The organism is Pseudomonas sp. MYb13 (assembly GCF_002980075.1).
In the GTDB taxonomy this organism is placed as follows: domain Bacteria; phylum Pseudomonadota; class Gammaproteobacteria; order Pseudomonadales; family Pseudomonadaceae; genus Aquipseudomonas; species Aquipseudomonas lurida.
Map to the genome: position 1 here is coordinate 89,924 of NZ_PCQI01000001.1, position 25,067 is coordinate 114,990.

General features: G+C 60.9%; 22 protein-coding genes. 12 read left to right on the forward strand and 10 right to left on the reverse strand.

Annotated features, from left to right (window positions below; translation table 11 throughout):
* Positions 1-106 precede the first annotated feature (106 nt).
* Positions 107-1,675 carry a SulP family inorganic anion transporter gene (locus tag CQ002_RS00455; protein WP_069078633.1) on the forward strand — a complete coding sequence of 523 codons (1,569 nt, stop codon included), beginning with the start codon at positions 107-109 and terminating at the stop codon, positions 1,673-1,675.
* Between the two features lie 64 nt (positions 1,676-1,739).
* Here CQ002_RS00455 and aroE read toward each other — a convergent pair whose 3' ends face one another.
* Both aroE and hemF read right to left on the reverse strand, forming a co-directional pair.
* On the reverse strand, positions 1,740-2,558 hold the full coding sequence (aroE, locus tag CQ002_RS00460; RefSeq protein WP_105161409.1) for a shikimate dehydrogenase: 819 nt from the start codon (positions 2,556-2,558) through the stop codon (positions 1,740-1,742).
* A complete protein-coding gene (gene hemF / locus CQ002_RS00465) occupies positions 2,558-3,490 on the reverse strand; it encodes an oxygen-dependent coproporphyrinogen oxidase (RefSeq protein WP_105161408.1) in 933 nt (310 codons plus the stop codon). Before hemF ends, aroE begins: the two co-directional genes overlap by 1 nt.
* Before the next feature lie 159 nt (positions 3,491-3,649).
* Between hemF and CQ002_RS00470 the strand changes: the two genes are divergently transcribed.
* Positions 3,650-4,627 (forward strand): quinone oxidoreductase, encoded by a 978-nt coding sequence (locus CQ002_RS00470; protein ID WP_069078632.1) that lies wholly within the window; start codon positions 3,650-3,652, stop codon positions 4,625-4,627.
* 131 nt (positions 4,628-4,758) lie between these two features.
* Here the strand turns inward: CQ002_RS00470 and CQ002_RS00475 are convergent, their stop codons facing one another.
* The 3 genes from CQ002_RS00475 to CQ002_RS00485 all read right to left on the reverse strand — a co-directional run bounded on the left by CQ002_RS00475 (position 4,759) and on the right by CQ002_RS00485 (position 7,305).
* On the reverse strand, positions 4,759-5,316 hold the full coding sequence (locus CQ002_RS00475) for an L-threonylcarbamoyladenylate synthase (protein WP_034110523.1): 558 nt from the start codon (positions 5,314-5,316) through the stop codon (positions 4,759-4,761).
* Between the two features lie 54 nt (positions 5,317-5,370).
* Positions 5,371-6,465, reverse strand: coding sequence for a DNA-processing protein DprA (gene dprA, locus CQ002_RS00480; protein WP_105161407.1), 1,095 nt, complete (start codon positions 6,463-6,465; stop codon positions 5,371-5,373).
* Positions 6,466-6,528: 63 nt separating this feature from the next.
* A complete protein-coding gene (locus tag CQ002_RS00485; RefSeq protein WP_105161406.1) occupies positions 6,529-7,305 on the reverse strand; it encodes a peptidoglycan-binding protein in 777 nt (258 codons plus the stop codon).
* 135 nt (positions 7,306-7,440) lie between these two features.
* On the opposite strand from CQ002_RS00485, the gene def reads away from it, so the two are divergent.
* From def to CQ002_RS00510, 5 genes are all read left to right on the forward strand, one after another.
* Entirely contained in the window at positions 7,441-7,947 is a 507-nt protein-coding gene (gene def / locus CQ002_RS00490; protein WP_034110518.1) for a peptide deformylase, read from the forward strand.
* 69 nt (positions 7,948-8,016) lie between these two features.
* Positions 8,017-8,970 carry a methionyl-tRNA formyltransferase gene (gene fmt, locus CQ002_RS00495; protein WP_098465466.1) on the forward strand — a complete coding sequence of 318 codons (954 nt, stop codon included), beginning with the start codon at positions 8,017-8,019 and terminating at the stop codon, positions 8,968-8,970.
* Entirely contained in the window at positions 8,967-10,277 is a 1,311-nt protein-coding gene (gene rsmB, locus CQ002_RS00500; protein ID WP_034110516.1) for a 16S rRNA (cytosine(967)-C(5))-methyltransferase RsmB, read from the forward strand. The genes fmt and rsmB overlap by 4 nt, the downstream gene beginning before the upstream one ends.
* A gap of 22 nt (positions 10,278-10,299) precedes the next feature.
* Positions 10,300-11,673 (forward strand): Trk system potassium transporter TrkA, encoded by a 1,374-nt coding sequence (gene trkA / locus CQ002_RS00505; RefSeq protein ID WP_034110514.1) that lies wholly within the window; start codon positions 10,300-10,302, stop codon positions 11,671-11,673.
* Between the two features lie 54 nt (positions 11,674-11,727).
* Entirely contained in the window at positions 11,728-12,039 is a 312-nt protein-coding gene (locus tag CQ002_RS00510) for a tetratricopeptide repeat protein (RefSeq protein ID WP_034110512.1), read from the forward strand.
* 130 nt (positions 12,040-12,169) lie between these two features.
* Here the strand turns inward: CQ002_RS00510 and CQ002_RS00515 are convergent, their stop codons facing one another.
* Positions 12,170-13,057 carry a lysophospholipid acyltransferase gene (locus CQ002_RS00515; protein ID WP_034110510.1) on the reverse strand — a complete coding sequence of 296 codons (888 nt, stop codon included), beginning with the start codon at positions 13,055-13,057 and terminating at the stop codon, positions 12,170-12,172.
* A 40-nt stretch (positions 13,058-13,097) separates the two neighbouring features.
* Positions 13,098-13,655 carry a DNA-3-methyladenine glycosylase I gene (locus tag CQ002_RS00520; RefSeq protein WP_034110508.1) on the reverse strand — a complete coding sequence of 186 codons (558 nt, stop codon included), beginning with the start codon at positions 13,653-13,655 and terminating at the stop codon, positions 13,098-13,100.
* 81 nt (positions 13,656-13,736) lie between these two features.
* Here CQ002_RS00520 and glyQ point away from each other — a divergent pair, with 81 nt between their 5' ends.
* The 4 genes from glyQ (at position 13,737) to CQ002_RS00540 (ending at position 18,133) form a co-directional block, all read left to right on the forward strand.
* Entirely contained in the window at positions 13,737-14,690 is a 954-nt protein-coding gene (gene glyQ / locus CQ002_RS00525; RefSeq protein WP_003187265.1) for a glycine--tRNA ligase subunit alpha, read from the forward strand.
* A complete protein-coding gene (gene glyS / locus CQ002_RS00530; protein ID WP_069078628.1) occupies positions 14,687-16,741 on the forward strand; it encodes a glycine--tRNA ligase subunit beta in 2,055 nt (684 codons plus the stop codon). The genes glyQ and glyS overlap by 4 nt, the downstream gene beginning before the upstream one ends.
* A 2-nt stretch (positions 16,742-16,743) precedes the next feature.
* Positions 16,744-17,280, forward strand: a complete 537-nt coding sequence (gene gmhB, locus CQ002_RS00535; RefSeq protein ID WP_012721458.1) for a D-glycero-beta-D-manno-heptose 1,7-bisphosphate 7-phosphatase — start codon at positions 16,744-16,746, stop codon at positions 17,278-17,280.
* An 82-nt stretch (positions 17,281-17,362) separates the two neighbouring features.
* Positions 17,363-18,133 carry a 1-acyl-sn-glycerol-3-phosphate acyltransferase gene (locus CQ002_RS00540; RefSeq protein WP_034110504.1) on the forward strand — a complete coding sequence of 257 codons (771 nt, stop codon included), beginning with the start codon at positions 17,363-17,365 and terminating at the stop codon, positions 18,131-18,133.
* Positions 18,134-18,314: 181 nt separating this feature from the next.
* Here the strand turns inward: CQ002_RS00540 and CQ002_RS00545 are convergent, their stop codons facing one another.
* Positions 18,315-20,594 carry a CHASE2 domain-containing protein gene (locus tag CQ002_RS00545; protein ID WP_105161405.1) on the reverse strand — a complete coding sequence of 760 codons (2,280 nt, stop codon included), beginning with the start codon at positions 20,592-20,594 and terminating at the stop codon, positions 18,315-18,317.
* 3 nt (positions 20,595-20,597) lie between these two features.
* Complete coding sequence (locus CQ002_RS00550) at positions 20,598-21,530, reverse strand: FecR domain-containing protein (RefSeq protein ID WP_105161404.1); 933 nt, start codon at positions 21,528-21,530, stop codon at positions 20,598-20,600.
* Between the two features lie 287 nt (positions 21,531-21,817).
* Between CQ002_RS00550 and CQ002_RS00555 the strand changes: the two genes are divergently transcribed.
* Positions 21,818-22,540: a response regulator transcription factor gene (locus CQ002_RS00555; protein WP_034110498.1), complete on the forward strand. Its 723-nt coding sequence runs from the start codon at positions 21,818-21,820 to the stop codon at positions 22,538-22,540.
* 108 nt (positions 22,541-22,648) lie between these two features.
* On the opposite strand, the gene gyrB is transcribed toward CQ002_RS00555, so the two are convergent.
* Positions 22,649-25,066: a DNA topoisomerase (ATP-hydrolyzing) subunit B gene (gene gyrB / locus CQ002_RS00560; RefSeq protein ID WP_025854386.1), complete on the reverse strand. Its 2,418-nt coding sequence runs from the start codon at positions 25,064-25,066 to the stop codon at positions 22,649-22,651.
* Between the last annotated feature and the right edge of the window lies 1 nt (position 25,067).

The following is a 25,067-nucleotide window of genomic DNA, read 5'->3' on the forward strand; positions in this document are numbered from 1 at the left end:
GGTGTTCCGGTAACACCGAGGTGCCAGTATCGCAGGCAAGCCAGCGCCCACAGGGGCTTGCGTGTACTGATACTCTGCCTCACACCTTTTCCGACCCGAGTCTGCGATGCCCCGGCCCAACCGCCAATCACTCTTTCCGTTCCTCGCCTGGCTGCCGCGCCAGACCCGTGCCAGCGTCGGCCGTGACGCACTGGTCGGCCTGAGCGGCGCCGTGCTCGCCCTGCCGCAGTCGATCGCCTACGCACTGATTGCCGGCCTGCCTCCCGAATACGGCTTGTATGCCGCGATTATCCCGGTCCTGATCGCTTGCCTCTGGGGATCATCCTGGCACCTGATCTGCGGCCCCACGGCGGCCATTTCCATCGTGCTTTACGCCAGTGTCAGCCCCCTGGCCGTGCCGGGGTCCCAGGACTACATCACCCTGATCCTGCTGCTCACCTTCCTCGCCGGCGTTTTCCAGTGGCTGCTGGGCATGCTGCGCTTTGGCGCGCTGGTGAATTTTGTCTCTCACTCGGTGGTGCTCGGTTTCACCCTGGGTGCCGCCGTGGTGATTGCCCTGGGGCAGTTGCCCAACCTGCTGGGTTTGGATTTACCCAGCCAGGCTACGGCGATCAATAGCCTGCTGGCACTGATCCACCACAGCGGCGAATGGGACCATGCGTCCCTCGCCCTTGGGCTGGGCACGTTGCTGGTGGGCGCGCTACTCAAGTACCTGGTACCCCGCTGGCCAACGCTGTTGATTGCACTGGCACTGGGCAGCGTGGTCGCATGGGTGTGGCCGGCAATGTTCGGGCATGTGGCGCGGGTCAGTTCATTTGTTGGCAAACTGCCGCCGTTCAGCCCCTTGCCGATGGACCTGGACATGATTCTTCGCCTGCTGCCCAGCGCCGTGGCAGTGGGCATGCTCGGGCTGGTCACCAGCCTGTCGATCGCCCGCTCGCTGTCGGCCCGTTCACAGCAATTGCTCGATGCCAACCAAGAAGTACGCGCGCAGGGTTTATCCAATATCGTTGGCGGATTTTTCTCCGGCTACTTGTCAGCCGGGTCCTTTACTCGCTCCGGCCTCAGCTATGAGGCCGGCGCCTGCTCGCCATTGGCCGGCGTGTTTTCCGCGCTGTGGGTGGCGGTGTTCGCGGTGTTTGGGGCGGCGCTGATCGCACACATCCCGATCCCGAGCATGGCCGCGAGCATCCTGCTGATTTGCTGGGGCCTGGTGGACCATCGCGGCATTCGTGCGTTGTTCCGTGTCAGTCGCGCCGAGTTTGTGGTGATGGGCCTGACGTGCGTGGCCACCTTGCTGCTGGAGCTGCAGACGGCAATTTATGCCGGGGTGCTGGCGTCACTGTTTTTCTACCTCAAGCGCACCTCGCAACCCCGAGTGCAGCAGTGGCGTGAGGGTGACGAAGATGTGCTGCGGGTAGGTGGCTCGATCTTTTTCGGCGCCAGCCATTACCTGCAAGTACGCCTGCAACGTTTGCAGGGCGAACGGGTGGTGATCGAGGCGCAGCAGATCAACTTTATCGACTATTCCGGGGTGGAGATGCTGCATCAGGAAGCGCGGCGCCTGAAGGGCTTGGGACGCAGCCTGACGTTGCGCAGGGCCAGGCCGCAGGTGGTGGAGGAGTTGAGGAAACTGGAAGGGGCCGACAAGTGCCCCATCCAGTTCGAAGACTAAACACCATTGAACTGTGGGCGCTGGCTTGCCTGCTCCCACAGTGCCGTGCCCATGTCAGATAGCGTCAGGCCAACTGCCGGCGCAACTCGGCCAGCACCGGCGCCGAATCCGGGCGCACGCCGCGCCACAGGAAGAACGCTTCCGCCGCCTGTTCCACCAACATGCCCAAGCCATCCATGGTCACGGACGCGCCCTGTTCAGTCGCCCAGCGGCAGAACGCGGTCGGCTCCTTGGCGTACATCATGTCGTAGCAAAAGGTCTTGCCCGGATCGATCAGGCTGCCGGCAATCGGCGGTACATCGCCTGACAAGCTCGCGGACGTGGCGTTGATGATCACGTCCACCGGCTCACGCAGCCAGTCGAAACCGCTGGCAGACACCGGGCCCAGGTCGTCGAACAACTCGGCGAGGAACTCGGCTTTTTCCACGGTACGGTTGGCGATGATCAGCGAGGCCGGTTGCTCGGCCAGCAGCGGCTCCAGCGCGCCACGTACCGCACCGCCGGCACCCAGCAGCAGGATGCGCTGGCCCTGCAGTTTCAGCCCGGCATTGACCGTGAGATCACGCACCAGGCCGGCGCCGTCGGTGTTATCACCCAGCAGCCTGCCGTCGGCCAGCCTGCTCAGGGTGTTCACCGCGCCCGCGCGTTGGGCGCGTTCGGTCAGGGTGTTGGCCAGGCGGTAGGCGTCTTCCTTGAACGGCACCGTGACGTTCGCGCCACGGCCGTGTTGAAAAAACTCACGGGCACAGCCGGTGAAATCCTCCAGCGGTGCCAGCAAGGTGCTGTAGTCCAGTTGCTCGCCCGTCTGCTCGGCGAACATCCGGTGGATCAGCGGCGACTTGCTGTGGCCGATGGGGTTGCCGAAGACGACGTAACGGTCCATCAGACAGCCGCCTTGGGCGCGGCGATGCCGAGCCAGTCGCGGTCTTGCAGGAAGTAGTCGGTAAGACGCGCCTCTTCGCTGCCGGCCTGGGCCTTCCAGTCGTAGTTCCAGCGCACTTGCGGCGGCAGCGACATCAGGATCGACTCGGTGCGCCCACCCGACTGCAAGCCGAACAGGGTGCCACGGTCATAGACCAGGTTGAATTCAACGTAGCGACCGCGACGGAATTCCTGGAATTCGCGCTGTTGCTCGGTGTAGGCGAGGGCCTTGCGGCGTTGCACGATCGGCAAGTAGGCGTCGATGTAAGCGTCGCCGATGGCCCGGATGAAGGCGAAGCAGGTGTCGAAGCCCCACTCGTTCAAGTCATCGAAGAACAGGCCGCCGATACCGCGCGGTTCGTTGCGGTGCTTGATATGGAAGTAGGTGTCACACCACGCCTTGTAGCGCGAATACACATCCGGACCGAACGGCGCACAGGCCTGCTCGGCCACGCGGTGCCAGTGGACGCAGTCTTCTTCGTTGCCGTAGTAAGGCGTGAGGTCGAAGCCACCACCGAACCACCATACCGGTTCTTCACCCTCTTTCTCGGCGATGAAAAACCGCACGTTGGCGTGGGAAGTCGGCACATGTGGGTTATGCGGATGGATCACCAGCGACACGCCCAGGGCTTCAAAGCCTCGACCGGCCAGTTCAGGCCGATGCGCGCTGGCGGACGGTGGGAGGCCGCTACCAAACACGTGGGAGAAGTTAACGCCGCCTTTTTCGATCACCGAACCGTTCTCGATCACACGGGTGCGACCACCGCCGCCGGCAGGCCGGGTCCAGGCGTCTTCGATAAAGCGAGTGTCCGTCTCGAAGGTTTCCAGGGCGCTGCAAATGCGGTCTTGCAGGTCTAGCAGGTAGGCCTTTACAGCCTCGGTGCGGGTAGTCATGGCATCACCTTGAATCGGGCAAAGCTACGCGAGGCCATTGGGCGTCGGCGGCAAATGGGCGCACAGGATACCACTGCACCCCATTGCGCCGCAGTTGACGAAGATCAAGCTTAGGAGTGGGATAGTGGGCTACGCGAATTCGACCCAAGGAGAAGGCAGATGGCAAAACGTATCCAGTTCAGCGCCCATGGCGGCCCCGAAGTGCTTGAGTATGTGGACTACACGCCGGCGGAGCCGGGCCCGCAGCAGGTGCGTGTGCGTAACGAGGCGATCGGCCTGAACTTCATCGACACCTATTTCCGCAGTGGCCTGTACGCGCCGCCCGCGTTGCCATCGGGGTTGGGCGCAGAGGGCGCCGGTGTGGTCGACGCTGTCGGCAGCGAAGTCACCCAATTCAAGGTCGGCGACCGCGTGGCCTATGGCAGCGGCCCGCTGGGTGCCTATAGCCAGCTGCACGTGTTGCCCGCCGCCAACCTGGTGCACCTGCCGGATGAGATCAGCTACGAACAAGCCGCCGGCGCCATGCTCAAGGGCCTGACCGTGCAGTACCTGTTGCGCCAGACCTACGAACTGAAAGGCGGCGAAACCATCCTGTTCCATGCCGCCGCAGGCGGCGTAGGCTCCCTGGCCTGTCAATGGGCCAAGGCGCTGGGCGTCAAGCTGATCGGTACCGTCAGCTCGCCGGAAAAAGCCGCGTTGGCCAAATCCTTAGGAGCCTGGGAAACCATCGACTACAGCAAGGAAGATGTCGCACAGCGCGTGCTGGAATTGACCGACGGCAAAAAAGTCCCGGTGGTGTACGACGGCGTTGGCAAGGACACCTGGCTGACGTCACTGGACAGCGTCGCGCCGCGGGGGCTGGTGGTGAGTTTCGGTAATGCGTCGGGTGCGGTGGACGGGGTGAACCTGGGGATTCTGGCGGCCAAAGGCTCGCTGTACGTCACCCGGCCGACGTTGGCGACCTACGCCAATAACCCGCAGAACCTGCAGGCAATGGCGGATGACCTGTTCTCGATGATCAAGAGCGGCAAGGTGCGCATTGATATCAACCAGCGCTATTCGCTGGCGGATGCGGCGAAGGCACAGACCGAGTTGTCCGGGCGGCGCACGACAGGGTCGACCATTCTGTTGCCGTAGGACAATCGATATCTGGAGCCTGTAAACGCCTCATCGCGGGCAGGCCCGGCGCCCACATTTGACCGTGTTGTCATGACGAACACGGATCAAGTATGGGCGCCGGGCTTGCCCACGATGGCCGCGCCTGGGCCTCAGGAAGGCCGCACCACCTCACCCGTCACCAGATCGCGAATCAGGCTCGGGTTCTTGCGCCCACCCAGGGCGCCACCCAATACCAGGTCTACCTGGCCACGGAAGTATTGCTCCACGCGAATCCGCGAGCGCGCCGCCGGACGTCCCTGGGGGTTGGCCGACGTGGAAATCAACGGCCCCACCAGCGAGCACAAGTCGCGCACCAGTGGATGATCGGTTACCCGCAGCGCCACGGTGTCGTGAACACCCGTTACCCATTCCGGCAGCATGTCCTGATGAGGCACCAGCCAGGTGTTCGGGCCCGGCCAGGTGCTGGCCATGCGGTCGATCCAATCCTGCGGGAAATCTTCGAACAGGAAGTCGAACTGACGGATGTTGTCCGCCACCAGGATCAGGCCCTTGTCCACCGAACGGTTCTTGATGGCGAGCAAACGGTCCACTGCTTCTTCGTTCCACGGGTCGCAGCCCAAGCCCCAAACTGCCTCGGTTGGGTAGGCAATCACCGCGCCTGCGCGAATTTCTCGTGCGGTTTCCAGCACACGCCACCGGTTGACCATGGTTCACTCTCCAGACTAAAGCTCTGCGCAGTTTACCGATCTTCGTTACAAAACCTAGCAGCGCGCAAGCCAGCGCCCGCTTTCGCAGATGACCTGGCCTTCGAGTTCAAGCTCGGTCAGGGTCGCCAACACCTGGGACAACGGCCTGCCGCTGGCAATCGCCAGGCCTTCACTGGTGTGGGGCGCCGCGTGCAGCAGCGCCACCAGCGGATGCACGACAGGCATCGGCGTCGGTCGGGACAGCGCCTGCCAGCCACGCAAACCTTCAAGAATGTGCTCGATGGTTTCCACCAGTACCGCACCGTCACGGATCAACTGGTGACAGCCCTTGGCGCCGGGATGATGAATGGACCCCGGAATGGCATACACCTCGCGGCCTTGCTCGGCCGCCAGTTTCGCGGTGATCAGCGAACCACTGGCCATGCTGGCTTCCACCACCAGTACGCCCAGGGACAACCCGCTGATGATGCGGTTACGCCTGGGGAAGTTGCCGGCCTGGGGCGGTGCGTCCAGGGGAAACTCGGAAACCACGGCACTGCCTTGGTCAATCATCGCCGCCGCCAGGCGTGTGTGACGCTGTGGATAAAAATTTTCCAGCCCGGTGCCGAGTACCCCGATTGTCTGGCCGCCCACGTCCAATGCGGCTTGATGAGCTGCGCCGTCGATGCCTAAGGCCAGGCCGCTGGTGATGACAAAACCGGCACTCGCCAGGCTGCGGGAAAACGCGGCCGCCGTGTCCATGCCAGGACGGGTTGCGCGGCGGCTCCCCACCATCGCCAGTTGCGGTTTTTCCAGGATCAGGGGGTCACCGGCGACGAATAACAGCGGTGGCGCGTCATCAATCTGGGCGAGCAGCACGGGGTACTCCGGCTGGTCCCACATCAGCAAATGCTGGCCCGGGCACGCCAGCCAGGCCAATGCCGAACGGGCACCCTCGCGGACTTCATGGCTGCGACGGGCGTCGGCACTGATGGCCGGCACACCCAGTGAACGCCAGGCACTGGCGGGTGCACTGAGAGCCTTGGATGCAGAGCCGAACGCTTCGATCAGCAAGCGAAAGCGCTTGGGACCCAGTTCCGGCAGCCTGTGCAAGCGTAGTCGGGCTTCCAGTTCTGACGGGGATATTTCATGACAGTTTATCGGATTCATTTGATCATCCTTGACCGGAACAAGCTGTGGATAACTCTGTTGGTAACTTATTTAGCAGGCTATTTATTGTGTTTGATGGGCAGTCTCGAATCGGTCCATCACCGCCAACGGTCGTGAGGCACTGAGCACAAGGGCGTAACTGAGCTTTTCGTAGGTGCGAAACACCAGTAGGACGCCGGCGTGTTCATCGGGAAGTTTCACCGGGGCTGCGGTGAAGATGTCGCGCACGGTAGCGCCAGTCTTGATCACACTGAGGCGTTGGCCTTCGACCAGGCCGTCGCGACGGCCTTTGTTCAGGGTGACTGCATCGAGTACGCCGATCTGAGTGACGCCTTTGGGGATATCGATGATTTGCCCTTCGACAAAAGCCGCTGCCGGCGTGTCTGCAAAGGTCGTCGGGGCGACGGGAGACTGCACGCGCAGCAGGCGGTCGCCGGGACGTACCTCCTGGGTGATCCGCTGTACGGCCAGGGTCGTCAGGTCACCGGCCACGACAAATCGCGCAGTGCCAATGTCGTCGGCATTGATGCCCAGCAGTTCCTGGGTGTGGGGGTCGGTGTAGACCTTACCCCGTCGGAAGATTGCGTAATCGGGCTGGGAAGGGTCCAAGTTGCCTCGGGCATGCACCCGCTCGCCATTGGCACCCAGCACGCGTCCTGCATCGGCGGCGACAATGTACGGGGCGTTGTCCAGATCCTGGGGCGAATCAAGCAGGCGGTTATGCAGTAAAAACCGCTGGATAGCGTGTTGCGTCGGCTGATCCAGTCGCTGGACGGGCTGCGGCAGCAGGGCCATCGCGAACGGGGCCCACAGCAGCAAGACGAGTAGCGATTTCCTCATGGGGTCAATCTCCTTTATTATGTGCGTTCGCGTGAAATGCCAGAGCCTTCGCGGCTTCGGGGCGCTTCACACCGGCTGTCTGGGTCCATCCCAACGCCGATTTGCCTCTACCTCACATGTGCAGCAATTACGCTTATGGCTATTTTGAACATCCTCGAATTCCCCGACTCGCGCCTGCGCACGATCGCCAAACCGGTGGCCGTAGTGGACGACAAGGTTCGTCAGTTGGTCGATGACATGTTTGAAACAATGTATGAAGCCCCGGGCATCGGCCTCGCCGCGACCCAGGTCAACGTGCATCAGCGCATCGTGGTCATGGACCTGTCGGAAGACCGCAGCGAACCGATGGTGTACATCAACCCCGAGTTCGAACCGCTGACCGACGAGATGGGCGAATACCAGGAAGGTTGCCTGTCGGTGCCGGAGTTCTACGAGAACGTCGAGCGCCCGCTGCGCGTGAAGATCAAGGCCCTGGACCGCGACGGCAAGCCGTTCGAGCTGATTGCCGAAGGCCTGTTGGCAGTGTGCATCCAGCACGAATGCGACCACCTCAATGGCAAGCTGTTTGTCGATTACCTGTCCACGCTCAAGCGCGACCGGATCAAGAAGAAGCTGGAAAAAAAACATCGCCAGCAAGCTTGATGCCCTTCTTCCAAAGGCTTGCTGCGGCAAGCCTTTTTCTTTTGTGACTGCTTTTAACCGAGACCTCCCATGACCGAGCCACTGCGCATTGTTTTTGCCGGTACCCCCGAATTTGCCGCCGAACACCTCAAGGCGCTGCTTGCCAGCCCTCATGACATCGTCGCGGTGTACACCCAGCCGGATCGCCCGGCCGGTCGCGGGCAAAAACTGATGCCGAGCCCGGTCAAACAGTTGGCGCTGGAGCACACTATTCCCGTACTGCAGCCGCCGACCCTGCGTAACGCAGAAGCCCAGGCTGAATTGGCCGCGCTGCAACCGGACTTGCTGGTGGTGGTGGCCTACGGCCTGATCCTGCCCCAGGCGGTGCTGGATATTCCGCGGCTGGGCTGCATCAACAGTCATGCTTCGCTGTTGCCACGCTGGCGCGGTGCAGCGCCGATCCAGCGCGCCGTGGAAGCGGGCGACGGCGAGAGCGGCGTGACCGTGATGCGCATGGAGGCGGGCCTGGACACCGGCCCGATGCTGCTCAAGGTCACCACGCCTATCACCGCCGAAGACACCGGCGGCAGCCTGCACGACCGTCTGGCTGAACTGGGCCCGCCCGCGGTGATCCAGGCCATCACCGGCCTTGCGGCCGGCACCCTGCAAGGTGAAGTCCAGGACGACAGCCTGGCTACCTACGCCCATAAGCTGAACAAAGACGAAGCGCGCATCGACTGGAGCCGTCCCGCCGTGGAGTTGGAACGCCTGGTGCGTGCGTTCAACCCGTGGCCGATCTGCCACAGCAGCCTCGACGGCGAAGCCTTGAAGGTACTCGCCGCGACGTTGGCCGATGGCAAAGGCGCCCCAGGGGAAATCATCGGCGCCAGCAAAGATGGCCTGGTGGTGGCTTGCGGTGAACAGGCACTGTGCCTGACTCGTCTGCAATTGCCCGGCGGCAAGGCGCTGAACTTCAGCGATTTGTTCAACAGCCGTCGTGAGAAATTTGCCCTGGGCACGATCCTTGGGGTGGCCGCTCAATGAACCCACGTCTGGCCGCCGCCAAGGCTCTCGCCGCTGTCCTCAACGGCAAGGCCTCGCTGAACAGCTCACTGCCGACACAGCTGGATAAAGTCGAGGATCGCGACCGCGGTTTCACCCAGGACCTGGCCTTTGGCACCGCCCGTTGGCAACCACGTTTGTCTGCGCTGGCTGCCAAGCTGCTGCAAAAGCCGTTCAAGGGCGCGGACGCGGACGTCGAGGCACTGTTGCTGGTGGGCCTCTATCAGTTGCTCTACACCCGCGTGCCGGCCCACGCTGCCATCGGTGAAACCGTCGGTTGTGCCGACAAACTGAAAAAGCCCTGGGCCAAGGCCTTGCTCAATGCCGTGCTGCGCCGTGCCCAGCGCGAGAGCGAAGCGCTGCTGGCCGAGCTGGAACACGATCCAGTAGTGCGTACCGCTCACCCGCGCTGGCTGCAAAAGTCCCTGAAAGCCTTCTGGCCCGAGCAATGGGAAGCGATCTGCGCGGCCAACAACGCACATCCGCCGATGATCCTGCGGGTCAACCGGCGTCACCACGGCCGTGATGCCTACCTGCAATTGCTCACCGACGCCGGCATCAACGCTACGCCGTGCGTGTACAGCACTGACGGCATCGTGCTCGAGGCCGCCGCCGATGTACGCAGCCTGCCGGGCTTTACCGAAGGCTGGATCAGTGTGCAGGACGAGGCTGCGCAGTTGGCCGCCGACTTGCTCGACTTGGCTCCCGGCCAGCGCGTACTCGACGCCTGCTGTGCGCCCGGCGGTAAGACGTGCCACATCCTGGAGGTCGAAAAAGACCTGGCCGGTGTAGTGGCTGTGGATCTTGAAGCCAAGCGCTTGGTGCGCGTACGGGAAAACCTCGCGCGCCTGGGCTTGAGCGCCGAGCTGATCGCCGCCGATGGGCGCGACACTGCCGCATGGTGGGACGGCAAGCCGTTCCAGCGCATCCTGCTGGACGCACCGTGCTCAGCCACTGGCGTGATCCGCCGGCACCCGGATATCAAACTCACCCGCCAACCCGACGACATTGCCGCCCTGGCCGTGCTGCAAGGCGAACTGCTCGACGCGCTGTGGCCGACCCTGGAAGTCGGCGGCATCCTGCTTTACGCCACCTGCTCCACCTTGCCCACCGAGAACACCGAGGTCATCGAAGCCTTCCTCGCCCGCACCAGCGGCGCCCGGGAGCTGGACCTCGCCACCACGGCTGGCATCAAGCAGCCCCATGGCCGCCAATTGCTCGTGCAAGAAGGCGGACATGATGGCTTCTACTACGCCAAACTGATCAAGATCGCCGCCGCGCGCGGCTGAATGGTTTTAAGGGAGTGACCGGATGAAAATCATCATCCTTGGGGCAGGGCAGGTCGGCGGTTCGCTGGCCGAACATTTGGCCAGCGAAGCCAACGACATCACCGTGGTCGACACCGATGCCGAGCGCCTGCGCAACCTCGGCGACCGCCTGGATATCCGTACGGTACAGGGTCGAGCGTCGTTTCCGACAGTGCTGCGCCAGGCCGGTGCCGACGATGCCGATATGCTCGTCGCCGTGACCAACAGCGATGAAACCAACATGGTCGCCTGCCAGGTCGCCCACACCCTGTTCCATACCCCGACCAAGATCGCTCGTGTGCGCGAAGCGGCCTACCTGACCCGCGCCGGCCTGTTCGACAACGACGCGATTCCGGTGGACGTACTGATCAGCCCTGAACAAGTGGTCACTCATTACATCAAGCGCCTGATCGAAATCCCGGGCGCCTTGCAGGTGATCGACTTTGCCGGTGGCAAGGCGCAATTGGTCGCGGTGAAGGCTTATTACGGTGGCCCGCTGGTGGGCCAGCAACTGCGCCAGTTGCGTGAGCACATGCCCAATGTGGAAACCCGCGTAGCCGCAATTTTCCGCCGTGACCGCCCGATCCTGCCCCAGGGCGATACAGTGATCGAGGCTGACGACGAAGTGTTTTTCATCGCGGCCAAGGCGAATATTCGCGCCGTCATGAGTGAAATGCGCCGCCTCGACGAGACCTACAAACGCATCGTCATCGCGGGTGGCGGGCAGATCGGCGAGCGTTTGGCCGAAGCCATCGAAAGCCGCTACCAGGTAAAGATCATCGAGATGAGCCCGGCTCGTTGCCGGCATTTGTCTGACACCTTGGACAGCACTGTCGTACTGCAAGGCAGTGCCTCGGACCGCGACCTGCTGATGGAAGAAAACATCGCCGACGCCGATATCTTCCTCGCGCTGACCAACGATGACGAAGCCAACATCATGTCGTCGTTGCTGGCCAAGCGCCTGGGCGCGAAGAAAGTGATGACCATCATCAACAACCCGGCCTATGTGGACTTGATCCAGGGCGGCGATATCGACATCGCCATCAGCCCGCAGCTGGCCACCATCGGCACCTTGCTCGCCCACGTGCGCCGCGGCGATATCGTCAGCGTGCACTCCCTGCGGCGCGGCGCGGCGGAAGCCATCGAAGCGATTGCACACGGCGACTCGAAGTCGAGCAAGGTGATCGGCAAGGCCATCCGCGATATCGGCTTGCCGCCAGGCACCACCATTGGCGCGATCATTCGTGACGAAGAGGTGATCATTGCCCACGACGATACGGTGATCGCCACGGGTGACCATGTGATCCTGTTCCTGGTGGACAAGAAACATATTCGCGACGTGGAGAAATTGTTCCACGTGGGGCTGAGTTTTTTCTGACGCCGTCGCCGGCAAGGAATAGGCGTCCCCCCGGCGCCTACAAGGGGGTTCTGTATGCTTGAGTCACTGGAGAAAATGCTCGCCAAGGGTGTGGATAACGCGCTGCTGCGTTTTGGTTTGGGCAAGGGTTACCTGGACGCGAAGGACAACAGCAAGGCAGCGGAGCATCTGCAGAAATGCGTCGAGTTCGATCCGAAGTATTCGGCGGCGTGGAAGCTGTTGGGTAAGGCGCACCACGCTCAAGGCGATAGCGCGGCAGCCCGACAAGCCTGGGAGAAGGGCATCGAAGCGGCACAAGCCCATGGCGACAAGCAGGCCGAGAAAGAGATGGCGGTGTTCCTGAAGAAACTCGATCGCCAACCTTGAGCCGATCTCCTGTGGGAGCTGGCTTGCCTGCGATGCAGGCAACTCGGTCTTTCAGTTAAACCGAGTTGATGCCATCGCAGGCAAGCCAGCGCCCACATTAGATCTGCATGGGTCTTGAGTCAGGGGTGGCTCAGTACCACCGCGCCTCGCCCGGCGGGCGCTTCTTGAAGCGCTTCATGCTCCACATGTACTGGCTCGGATACGCGCCGACATACCGCTCCACCACCTTGCTCATCGCCGCGCAGGACGTGGCGGTGTCAGTGCTGTACATGTCTTCCGGTGCCGCTTCCAGGATCACTTTATAACCCGAGCCATCCGGCAGCCGCAGGGCATGCAGGAACACACCCACGGCTTTGTGGCCGGCGAGCATGTTCGGCACAAACTTGCTGGTGAGCGCCTGGGTGGCGAAGAACGGCACGAAGATCCCGGCGGATTCAGCCGGTTCCGGGTCGGCGGGAATACCCACTTGGCCGCCTTTGCGCACTTCCTTGATCACACTGAGGATGCCTTCCTTGGTAGACGCCGCCACGCGGTTGCCCAACTGCACGCGCTGTTTTCGCAGCAACTCATCCACCGCCTTGAGCTTGGGCGGACGGTAGAAAATGATCGGTTTGCACTGGCTGCAATAGAAGTGGTTCAGCACTTCCCAGTTGCCCAGATGGCTGGTGATGCCAACCACGCCTTTGCCTGAGGCGAGGGCTTCGTGCAGCACTTCCAGGCCTTCGACTTCACGCACCAGGTCGATGGAGCGCTGGGCCGGCCAGATCCAGGCGCAGGCGCTTTCGGTCAGGGACTTGCCGATGTCCATCAGGCTGCGGCCGACCAGCGCTTCGCGCTCAACGGGGTCCATCTCCGGGAAGCACTTGGAGAGGTTGATCCGCACGGTGTCGCGGGAACGGTTGGGGGTTTTCCACATGATCCAGCCGATGGCCGTGCCTACCGCCTGGACAGCGCGCCAAGGCAGCAGGGCAAACAGCCGGAGAGCGCCTACCAGCAAGGCGCCTTTAAACTTTTCCACAGGTCACTCCTGATCGTGTGTGGTGCGCAAAGCCGGCATTCTAACCGGCGTTGACCAAGTCCGCGTAACGGTCGCAGTCCTGAGTGTGGTCCATGACCATGCCCGAGGCCTGCATGAAGGCGTAGCAAATGGTCGGCCCGACGAAGGTAAAGCCGGCTTTTTTCAGCGCCTTGCTCATCGCTTCGGCCTCGGGCGTAATCGCCGGGACTTCGCTGCGATCCTTGAAATGATTGACCTTGGGTTGGCCGCCGACAAAGGACCAGAGCAACCCCACCGGGTCCTCCAGCGCCAGCCAGGCGGCGGCATTGCGTCGAGTGGCGTTGAGCTTGAGGCGATTGCGTACGATGCCCGGATCAAGCATCAGCGCCTCGATTTGCGCATCGGTCAGCGTCGCCAGACGTTGCGCATCAAACCCGAACAAGACCTTTCGATAATGCTCGCGTTTGCGTAAAACGGTGATCCAGGAAAGGCCCGCCTGGAACCCTTCGAGCAAAAGCAACTCGAACAAACCCTGCGCATCGCGCAGCGGCGTTCCCCACTCCTGATCGTGATAAGCCATGTACAGCGGATCTTCAGAACACCAAAAGCAGCGTGGCATAAGGCTCCAGGGGATGGTGGCGCGGCCGAATCGGGTATACTCCCGCTCTTTAAATCGCAGCCCAAGTAACAGGTGAATTTCGTGAGCCAGCCTACGCCAGCCGTGCGTACCTTCCAAGACTTGATCCTCGCCCTCCAGCAATACTGGGCCGAGCAAGGTTGTGTGGTACTTCAGCCCTACGATATGGAAGTAGGCGCCGGCACTTTCCACACCGCTACATTCCTGCGGGCCATTGGCCCGGAAACCTGGAACGCCGCTTATGTGCAGCCCAGTCGTCGCCCGACTGACGGCCGCTACGGCGAAAACCCGAACCGCCTGCAGCATTACTACCAGTTCCAGGTGGTACTGAAGCCGAACCCGGACAACTTCCAGGAACTGTACCTGGGCTCGCTCAAGCACGTGGGCCTGGACCCACTGGTGCACGACATCCGCTTCGTGGAAGACAACTGGGAGTCACCGACCCTGGGCGCCTGGGGCCTGGGCTGGGAAGTCTGGCTCAACGGCATGGAAGTGACGCAGTTCACTTACTTCCAGCAAGCCGGTGGCATCGAGTGCTACCCGGTGACCGGTGAGATCACCTACGGTCTCGAGCGCCTGGCCATGTACCTGCAAGGCGTCGACTCGGTCTACGACCTGGTGTGGGCCGACGGCCCGTTCGGTAAAGTGACCTATGGCGATGTGTTCCACCAGAACGAAGTGGAGCAGTCCACCTACAACTTCGAACACGCCAACGTCGACAAGCTGTTCGAACTGTTCGACTTCTATGAAAGCGAAGCCAAGCGCCTGATCGAACTCGACCAGCCGCTGCCGTTGCCGAGCTATGAAATGGTGTTGAAGGCGTCCCATACCTTCAACCTGCTGGATGCGCGCCGTGCTATCTCGGTCACCGCACGCCAGCAATACATCCTGCGTGTGCGCACCCTGGCGCGTTCCGTCGCTCAAGCCTACCTGCTGGCGCGTGCCAAGCTGGGCTTCCCGATGGCGACCCCAGACCTGCGTGATGAAGTGTTGGCTAAGCTGGAGGCTGCACAATGAGTGCTCAAGATTTCCTGGTTGAACTGGGCACCGAAGAGCTGCCACCCAAGGCACTCAATACCCTGGCCGACGCGTTCCTGGCCGGTATCGAAAAAGGCCTGCACAGCGCTGGCCTGAAGTTCGAAGCGAAGAAAGTCTACGCCGCGCCACGTCGCCTGGCCGTGTTGCTGACCGCGCTGGAAACCCAGCAGCCGGACCGCAGCATCAACCTCGACGGCCCACCGCGCCAGGCGGCGTTCGACGCCGAAGGCAACCCGACCCAAGCCGCACTTGGCTTTGCCAAGAAGTGTGGCGTGGAACTGAGCGAGATCGACCAGAGCGGCCCGAAACTGCGTTTCAGCCAAGTCATCACCGGTAAGCCGACCGCCAGCCTGTTGCCGACCATCGTCGAAGATTCCCTGAACGACCTGCCGATCCCCAAGCGCATGCGCTGGGGTGCACGCAAGGAAGAGTTCGTGCGTCCGACCCAATGGCTGGTGATGCTGCTCGGTGACCAGGTCATCGACTGCACCATCCTCGCCCAAAAGGCCGGCCGTGACTCCCGTGGCCACCGCTTCCACCACCCAGAAGCCGTGCGCATCACGTCGCCGGCCAACTACCTCAACGACCTGCGCGCTGCCTATGTGCTGGCTGACGCCAACGAGCGTCGCGAGCTGATCAGCAAACGCACCGAAGAGCTGGCCCGTCTGCAGGAAGGCACCGCCATCGTGCCGCCAAGCCTGCTCGACGAAGTGACGGCGTTGGTTGAATGGCCGGTGCCGCTGGTGTGCTCGTTCGAGGAACGTTTCCTCGACGTGCCACAGGAAGCCCTGATCACCACCATGCAGGACAACCAGAAGTATTTCTGCCTGCTGGACGTGGACGGCAAATTGCTGCCGCGCTTCATCACCGTGGCCAACATCGAGAGCAAGGACCCGCAGCAGATCATCGCCGGTAACGAAAAAGTCGTTCGCCCGCGCCTGACCGATGCCGAGTTCTTCTTCAAGCAAGACAAGAAGCAGAAGCTCGAAGACTTCAACCTGCGCCTGCAAAACGTGGTGTTCCAGGAAAAACTCGGCAGCGTCTACGACAAGGCCGTACGGGTTTCCAAGCTGGCGGCCTATATTGCGCCGCGCATTGGTGGTGATGCTGCCTGGGCTGCACGGGCAGGCTTGCTGTCCAAGTGCGACCTGGCCACCGAGATGGTCGGCGAGTTCCCGGAGATGCAGGGTGTTGCCGGCTACTACTACGCCCTCAACGATGGCGAGCCGGACGATGTCGCCCTGGCGCTGAACGAGCAGTACATGCCGCGCGGTGCCGGTGCTGAACTGCCGACCACCCTGACCGGTGCAGCCGTGGCTATTGCCGACAAGCTGGACACGCTCGTGGGCATCTTCGGTATCGGCATGTTGCCAACCGGCAGCAAAGACCCGTATGCCCTGCGCCGTGCGGCCCTGGGCGTGCTGCGTATCCTGATCGACAAGAAGCTCGACCTCGACCTGACCCAGGCCGTGGTGTTCGCCGTCGGCCAGTTCGGTGCCAAGGTCAAGCAGGCCGGCCTGGCCGAGCAAGTGCTGGAGTTCGTGTTCGACCGCCTGCGCGCGCGTTACGAAGACGAAGGCGTGGACGTGTCGGTGTACCTGTCGGTACGTGCCCTGCAGCCGGGTTCGGCGTTGGACTTCGACCAACGCGTACAAGCCGTGCAGGCTTTCCGCAAATTGCCGGAAGCCGACGCCCTGGCCGCCGTGAACAAGCGTGTGTCGAACCTGCTGGGCAAGGCCGAAGGCCTGGGCAACGCCGACGTCGACCCTGGCCTGTTTGCCGATGCCAAGGAGTTCTCGCTGAACTCGGCCATCGCCAAGGCTGAAAACGCCGTGAAGCCGCTGATCGCTGAACGCAACTACGCCGAAGCACTGGCGCGCCTGGCAACCTTGCGTGAGCCGGTGGACGCGTTCTTTGAAGCGGTAATGATCAATGCCGAAGATGCCGGCGTGCGCAAAAACCGCTACGCCATGCTGGCGCGCCTGCGTGGTCTGTTCGTCAATATCGCTGACATTTCGACGCTGAGCTGACCATGCTGAAACTGCTGATTCTCGACCGGGACGGGGTGATCAACTACGACTCCGACGCTTACATCAAGTCGGTCGCGGAGTGGATTCCACTGCCTGGCTCGATCGAGGCCATCGCGCAGTTAAGCAAAGCCGGCTGGACGGTGGCCATCGCCACCAACCAGTCCGGCATTGCCCGCGGTTATTACGACATCGCCACCCTGGACGCCATGCACGCGCGCTTGCGCACGTTGGTGGCCGAGCAGGGCGGTGAGGTGGGGCTGGTGGTCTACTGCCCCCACGGGCCGGATGAGGGCTGCGATTGCCGCAAACCCAAGCCTGGCATGTTGAAAACCATTGCAGAACATTACAAGGTGCCGTTGGCTGGGATATGGTTCGTCGGGGACAGCCTCGGTGACCTGGAGGCGGCCAAAGCCGTCGACTCTCAGCCAGTTTTGGTTAAGACCGGGAAAGGCGAAAAGACCCAGGCGAAAAACCTGCCGGTAGGCACTTTGATTTTTGACGATCTGGCGGCTGTTGCCGCAGAACTTATCAACAACTAGCCGCCCTCGACTTCCTGACCAAGGACTGTTCGGGAGTGCGCTTTTAGCAGGCGGGCATTGTCCCGCAACGGTAAATGCCGCCATGTCGATTTTGCAGGCCATCAGAACCTTTTTCTTTTACCTGCTGTTGGGCACCAGTTCGTTTCTCTGGTGCACCCTGAGCTTTTTTATCGCGCCCTTCCTGCCGTTCAAGGCGCGCTATCGCTTCATCAACGTCTATTGGTGCCGCTGCGCGTTGTGGCTGACCAAGGTGTTCCTGAACATTCGCTTCGAGATCAAGGGCGCGGAAAACGTCCCGGACCAGCCCTGCGTGATCCTGTCGAACCACCAGAGCACTTGGGAGACGTTCTTTCTCTCGGCGTACTTCTCGCCGTTGAGCCAGGTGCTCAAGCGTGAGTTGCTGTATGTACCGTTCTTCGGCTGGGCCATGGCCATGTTGCGTCCGATCGCCATCGACCGTGACAACCCCAAGGCCGCACTCAAGCACGTGGCCAAGAAGGGCGACGAGCTGCTCAAGGACGGTGTGTGGGTGCTGATCTTCCCCGAAGGTACTCGCGTGCCTTTCGGCACTGTAGGCAAGTTCTCACGCGGTGGTACAGCGTTGGCGGTAAATGCCAACCTGCCCGTGCTGCCGATTGCCCACAACGCCGGCAAGTTCTGGCCAAAAACCGGCTGGGCCAAACGCGCAGGCACCATCACTGTGGTGATCGGCGAACCGATGTACGCCGAAGGTGAAGGACCACGAGCAATTGCTGCGCTCAATGACCGTGCCGCGGCATGGAACGAAGCGCAGCAACGCGCCATGGGTTCACTGCCGCCCGAGCCGGTTGTAGTCGACACTCCGGTGATTTGAGCATCTGTGGATAACCTGTGCACGGTTTGTTGGCGAATTGGCCTTTTTGACTTATAAGAAGCTGATTTACTTACATATTTCCTAAGCTCATAAAATCGCGGAAAAGGTGCATAAGTTTTTCCCGCATAAAAAAACCGGTCCTGGCGACCGGTTTTTTATGCACAACGGGAAAGTACGTTTTTCAGTCGTCCAACAGGGGCAGTTGCAGGCTGAAAGTGGTGCCTTTGCCGACCACACTTTCACAGCTGACACGTCCACCGTGGCGCTCCACCACAGCCTTGACCATGGTCAGTCCCAACCCCAGCCCCTCACTGCCCTGGGCCGAATCAAAGCGACGGTATTGGCTGAACAGTTCCGGCAAATCCTCTGCGGCAATACCCGGCCCCTGATCACTGATCCGACATTCCAACCAGCCCTGCGCACTGCTGTGCCTCAAACGCACGGTTGTACCGGAGGGTGAGTATTTAATAGCGTTCTCCAGGACGTTGAACAACGCTCGAGTGAGCAGCGATTGATCCGCAGACACCATGCCCTCGTCGGCCTCATCCAGGTCGTGAACCAAGTGGATCCCCTTGAGCTGGGCGATCAATGCCACTTGATCAAAAGCATCCATGACCAACATCGCGAACAACGTTGGCTGGAACTGGTAACCGTCAGCCTCGGCCTTGGCCAGTTGGACGAAAGACTCTGTGAGGCTCAAGGCGCGGCGAACTTGTTGTTCGATCTGCGTGAACACCGGCGATTCGCCGTTATGCACATCCAGCAGCGCGAGGATCGCCGAGTGCGGCGCCCGCAGATCGTGGGAGAGGAACCGTAACATCGTCTCGCGATGTTGCTGGGCTTCGCGCTCCTTGCTCAAATCCGTAAGGCTCAACAGCCAGCCAAGCGCCACATCGCCTTCAGCCGGCAGCAAGGGCGCAAGCTCCATGCGCAGGCTACGTTGGTGGATATCCCGAAACTCGACGAGCTCCAACGCCGAAAGGGCAGGGCGCACACCATTGTGCAGCGGCGGATAGCCGAGGTCGGCCAATTGCTCCAACAGGTTCTCGGTGACAAGGTCATTGCCGAATATGTCACGGGCGATGCGGTTGGCCAGCAGGATATTACCCTTGGGATCGGTAATCAGCGTCGCCACTGGCAAACACTCCAGGCCATCGGCCATAAAACGCCGCGTGTCGCGCGTGCGACTTACGGCTTGCTCCAGGGCGAAGATACGCGCCTGCAACACGTCACCTTTGCTGGCGGGCGCACGGCGGCGTTCGGGCAGGACTTTAGGTTCGTTGTCCAGCCGCGCCAGTTCCCAACCGAAATAGGCAAGGATCACACTGAGGCGACGCCAATTCCAGATCAGGTAGCTGAGCAACAAACCGATCAGGCAGGCTGCGGGCGACCACCAGTGGCCAAGGCGTAACAGGGCCCAGGAGCCAAGCAGGGCGGTGGCCATGCAGCCCAGGGTCATCCACAGCGCATAGCGCGGGCGATAGAGCAGCAAGCCCAGCAGCAATGCCACCAGGGAAGTCGCCATCAGCGCCGCGAGCCAGCTCGGTAGGTCGACGATGCTGCGGCCTTGCAGCAAGCCATTGAGCACATTGGCCTGAATCTCCACGCCGGCCGTTGTGCCTACCGTGGAGGACAGCGGCGTGACAAAACGATCACCCATCCCGGAGGCCGTCGACCCCACCAGGATCAGGCGGTTGCGCAGCTGTTCTGGCGGCACTTCACCGCGTAATACGCTGACGTATGAAACACTGGGAAAATGGGAATGAGGCGCAATGAAAGGGATGCGGATAGCGTGTTCACGGTGCCAATGCTCCGTGAGCGGCCGCCGCGGCTCGCCCGGCATATCCGACAAATCGCCGCTCATCTCGTAAGCCAGCCAAGCCAGCTGTGGCGCTGTGGCATCGGGCGGCCCCTCACGTAGATAAAGGCTGCGGACCACGCCGTCGCTGTCGGCCTCCACATTGATATGGCCCACCCCTTTGGCACATTGGAGCAACGGCAGCATCTGCGCGCCGGGCTGGCTGTAGCTCGCAGTGCCTTCACGTACCAGTGGTAGCAGAACATTACCGGCATTGCAGACCGCTTCGGCCAGGCGTTTGTCATTGGCGGGGTCGCCGGCCTCACTGAAGATCACGTCGAACAGAATACCTGCCGGTTGCGCAGCGCTAAGGCGGTCGATCAGGTCGGCGTGCAGGCTGCGCGGCCAGGGCCATTGGCCAAGCTTTTTCAGGCTGGGATCGTCAATGGTCACCAGCAGTATACGGGGGTCTACGGGCAGCGGTGTAAGGCGGCGCAGACTGTCATACAAGGGGTTGTTCAACGCCAGGCCCGGGCTCAAGGACAGGTACGCGGTGATCGGCAGCAGCAGCAAACCAATCCACAGCCATTCACGCACCAGGCCGTGGAACAGGCGCTGGGCATGGGTGGGTTGACGTTTTTCGGCTTTGCCCCAGAGCATCATAGGTCAACGTGCCTGGGCGGTTGGTGGGTAGTAGAAGATGTCATAGACCCCGGTTTCTCCCTCCAGGCCGTTTTCATCGTAGGCCGACAAGCGCACGTGATAGAACGAGGCTTTGAGCCCAGTGAAGCTCATTTTCGGCGCGCTGGAGAAGTTTTCCTGCTTGATGTTCATAAAGGCTTTGTCGGTAGCAACCTGGGCACGGTATCGCTGGGCACCCTCCAAAGGCCGGAGGTACAAGCTCCATACCGGCGCATCGCCTTTTTGCCCATCTTGACCTACAAGCTTCGGTGCAGCGAGTAACTCAACGGGTTTCAGCTCGCCCTGTTTCTTGAAGAGCAAACCTTGCCGGGCGCCAACTTTGGTCTCCTGTTCCACCGGTTGGGTTTTGACCTCGCGGTTGACGGCGACCTGCCCATCCAACACCTCGAGTACCGATTGCTCAGCGTCGTTACGCACTCGAAAGTGTGTGCCTCGAACACCCAGCACGCCCACTGGCGTCACGATCTGGAAACGATCATGGTCGCTGGCGCGCTTGATCACATACGCCTCCGCCTGGCCTTGTTCGAGTACGACCTGGGGAATCGATTGCTTCTTCTCCAGATGCAGTCGCACCTGGGAACTGGACGGCAATACCACCCGGGATCCATCACCGAGCAACAGGCTGACGAACGCCGACGCCGATGTCTTCACACCCTCCTGCTCATCAATGGTCATGCCTTCCAGCAAGGGGCTTGAGTTGCCCTTGGTGTCGAGTTTCCACGCCTGCCCGGTGAGGTGCTGGACCACCGCCGGCAATGGCTGTGCCCGGCACATTAAGTGGTCATCGATATAAGGGGAACGCGCCTTGGCGGCAGCACCCGCAGTGCCGACCATCATGATCAGCAATGAGGGGAGGGCGCAGCGCAATCGGTTCGGTGAAAGGATCATGGCGCTCATCAAGGTTGGGGGTTCCAGAGGGCATCTGACATCAGCGCACAGGAGTTTACGACAGCGCATGCGTCGGCTGATCCTTTTCCTTACTCTCGGGAGCCGGTATCTTTCCTACATCGGTCACGAGGACTTATACGGGTTAACCCCTTATTGACTCCAGCGTACCGAGAGATCCAAGGGGTCGACGAATCTGAGCACAATTCTTCAGATTCAAAGACCGGCATCTGCGCAGTACGTGCCCATGAACGATCAGGCCGACGGCTGCCGTACTCTCAAGAAGAAAGGATCCACCCATGCGTGTCGCAATACTGGATGACGAACCCGCGGAACTGCGTCGGGTTGAACAGACACTGCGACAAATCCCCAGCACAGCCGAACAGCCCTGGACACTGCATTGCTTCGAACGCGGAGAAGACCTGCTTCGCCAACTTCGCCGGGAAACCTTCGACCTGTTGATACTCGACTGGCAATTGCCCGATATCACCGGTATCGCACTGTTGCGATGGACGCGTGAACACATGGAGTCACCGCCCGCCGTCATCATGCTCACCAGCCGTGATGCCGAGAGCGATATCGTTACTGCACTCAACAGCGGGGCAGATGATTACGTCAGCAAACCCTTTCGCCCTAACGAATTGAAGGCTCGAGTCACGGCCGTTCTGCGTCGCCACGGCCTGCAGAAATCCGCCACCCAAGAAGTGCAGAGTTTCAACGACCTGACCTTCGACGATGCTGAGTTGACCGTCACTCGCGCCGGTAAGCCTATCAACCTCACGGAGCGTGAATACCGTCTGGCGAGTTGCCTGTTTGCCAATCTTGCGCGGCCACTGTCTCGCGAGTATCTGTACGAACGGTTCTGGACCCATGAAGAAATGGTGTCGTCTCGCCCGCTCGATACGCATATCTATCGGTTGCGCAACAAGCTCGGCCTCACTGCAGACAGGGGTTGGCAGTTGCTGACGATCTACGGGTATGGGTATCGGTTGGAGAGTGTCGCGTCCGCTTCTGAAGACTGAAAATGCCGATGTTCCACGTGGAGCATTTTCGTGGATCACTGAACACTGCCCAATAAAAAAGGCCAACGCTGAGCGTTGGCCTTTTTTGGTTCTGGCTGTTTACCTGGATCAGAAATCCAGGTTAGACACCGCCAGCGCATTGCTCTCGATGAAGTCACGACGAGGCTCGACCGCATCACCCATCAGGGTGTTGAAGATCTGGTCTGCGCCAATGGCGTCTTCGATGGTCACACGCAGCATGCGACGCTGAGCGGGGTCCATCGTGGTTTCCCACAGCTGGTCCGGGTTCATTTCGCCCAGACCTTTGTATCGCTGGATGGTGTGACGCTTGGTGCTTTCTGCCATCAGCCAGTCAAGGGCTTCCTTGAATTCCTTGACCTGCTTCTTGCGTTCGCCCCGCTGAATGTAAGCGCCGTCGTCCAACAGTGTGCTCAATTGCGCACCCAGGGTTACCACGGTCTTGTAGTCATTACTGCCGAAGAAGTCGCGGTTGAACGTGACGTAGTTCGACAGGCCGTGGGAGATCAACTCGACCTCTGGCAGCCATACGTTACGTTCACGGTCTTCACGCAGGCTGGCTTTGTACACCAGGCCAGATTTCTCGACGGTACGCAGGCGCACTTCGTACTGGGCCAGCCAATCCTGCATGTGCGCATGGTCACCCAACTGCTCCAGGCTCACGGCCGGCAAGTAGATGAAGTGCTCGGTAAGCTCCTGCGGGTACAGGCGCGACAGACGCTTGAGGGTCTTCATCACCATGCGGAAGTCGTTAACCAGACGTTCCAGCGCCTCACCGGAGATACCCGGTGCCTCGTCGTTCAAGTGCAGGCTGGCATCTTCCAGGGCCGACTGCGTCATGTACTCTTCCATGGCGTCGTCGTCTTTGATGTATTGCTCTTGCTTGCCTTTTTTCACTTTGTACAACGGTGGCTGAGCGATGTAGATGTAGCCACGCTCGATCAACTCCGGCAACTGACGGAAGAAGAAGGTCAGCAGCAGCGTACGGATGTGCGAACCGTCGACGTCAGCATCGGTCATGATGATGATGTTGTGATAGCGCAACTTGTCGATGTTGTACTCATCGCGGCCGATACCGCACCCCAACGCCGTGATCAAGGTGCCGACTTCCTGAGAAGAAATCATCTTGTCGAAGCGGGCCTTCTCGACGTTGAGGATCTTACCCTTCAACGGCAGGATAGCCTGGGTGCGACGGTTACGACCCTGCTTGGCGGAACCGCCAGCAGAGTCACCTTCCACCAAGTACAGTTCGGAGAGGGCAGGGTCCTTTTCCTGGCAGTCAGCCAGTTTGCCCGGCAAACCGGCGATATCCAGCGCGCCCTTGCGACGAGTCATCTCACGGGCTTTACGCGCAGCTTCACGAGCACGTGCCGCGTCGATCATCTTGCCGACAACCAGCTTGGCTTCGTTCGGGTTCTCCAGCAGGAAGTCGGAGAAGTACTTGCCCATCTCCTGCTCCACCGCGGTCTTCACTTCGGAAGACACCAGCTTATCCTTGGTCTGGGAGCTGAACTTCGGATCCGGGACCTTCACCGAGATAATCGCGGTGAGGCCTTCACGGGCATCGTCACCGGTGGTGGCAACTTTATGCTTCTTGGCCAGACCTTCGGCTTCGATATAGGTGTTCAGGTTACGCGTCAGTGCGGAGCGGAAACCCACCAGGTGAGTACCGCCGTCACGCTGAGGAATGTTGTTGGTGAAGCACAACAGGTTCTCGTTGAAGCTGTCGTTCCACTGCAGGGCGATTTCCACGCCGATGCCGTCTTCACGCTGGATGTTGAAGTGGAACACCTGGTTGACCGCAGTCTTGTTGGTGTTCAGGTATTCAACGAATGCACGCAAGCCGCCTTCATACTTAAACAGCTCTTCCTTACCGCTGCGCTCATCCTTGAGGACGATACCGACGCCGGAGTTGAGGAAGGACAGTTCACGAATACGCTTGGCCAGGATGTCCCAGCTGAAGTGGATATTCTTGAAGGTTTCAGCCGATGGCTTGAAATGGATCTGCGTACCGGTGGTTTCACTGTCGCCGACGATTTTCATCGGTTCCTGTGGAACACCGTGGACGTAGGTCTGTTCCCAGATCTTGCCGCTGCGGCGGACAGTGAGGATCAGCTCTTCGGACAGCGCGTTCACTACCGACACACCCACACCGTGCAGGCCGCCGGAGACTTTATAGGAATTGTCGTCGAACTTACCGCCAGCGTGGAGCACGGTCATGATGACCTCTGCCGCCGAAACGCCTTCTTCTTTGTGCACGTCTACCGGAATGCCGCGACCATTGTCGCGCACGGTAATCGACTCATCCGGGTGGATGATAATGCTGATGTCGTCGCAGTGACCGGCCAAAGCTTCGTCGATGGAGTTGTCGACCACCTCGAACACCATGTGGTGCAGACCGCTACCGTCATCAGTGTCGCCAATGTACATACCGGGACGTTTGCGTACGGCATCCAAACCTTTCAGCACTTTAATGCTGGTCGAGTCGTACGTGTTTTCTTCGCTCATG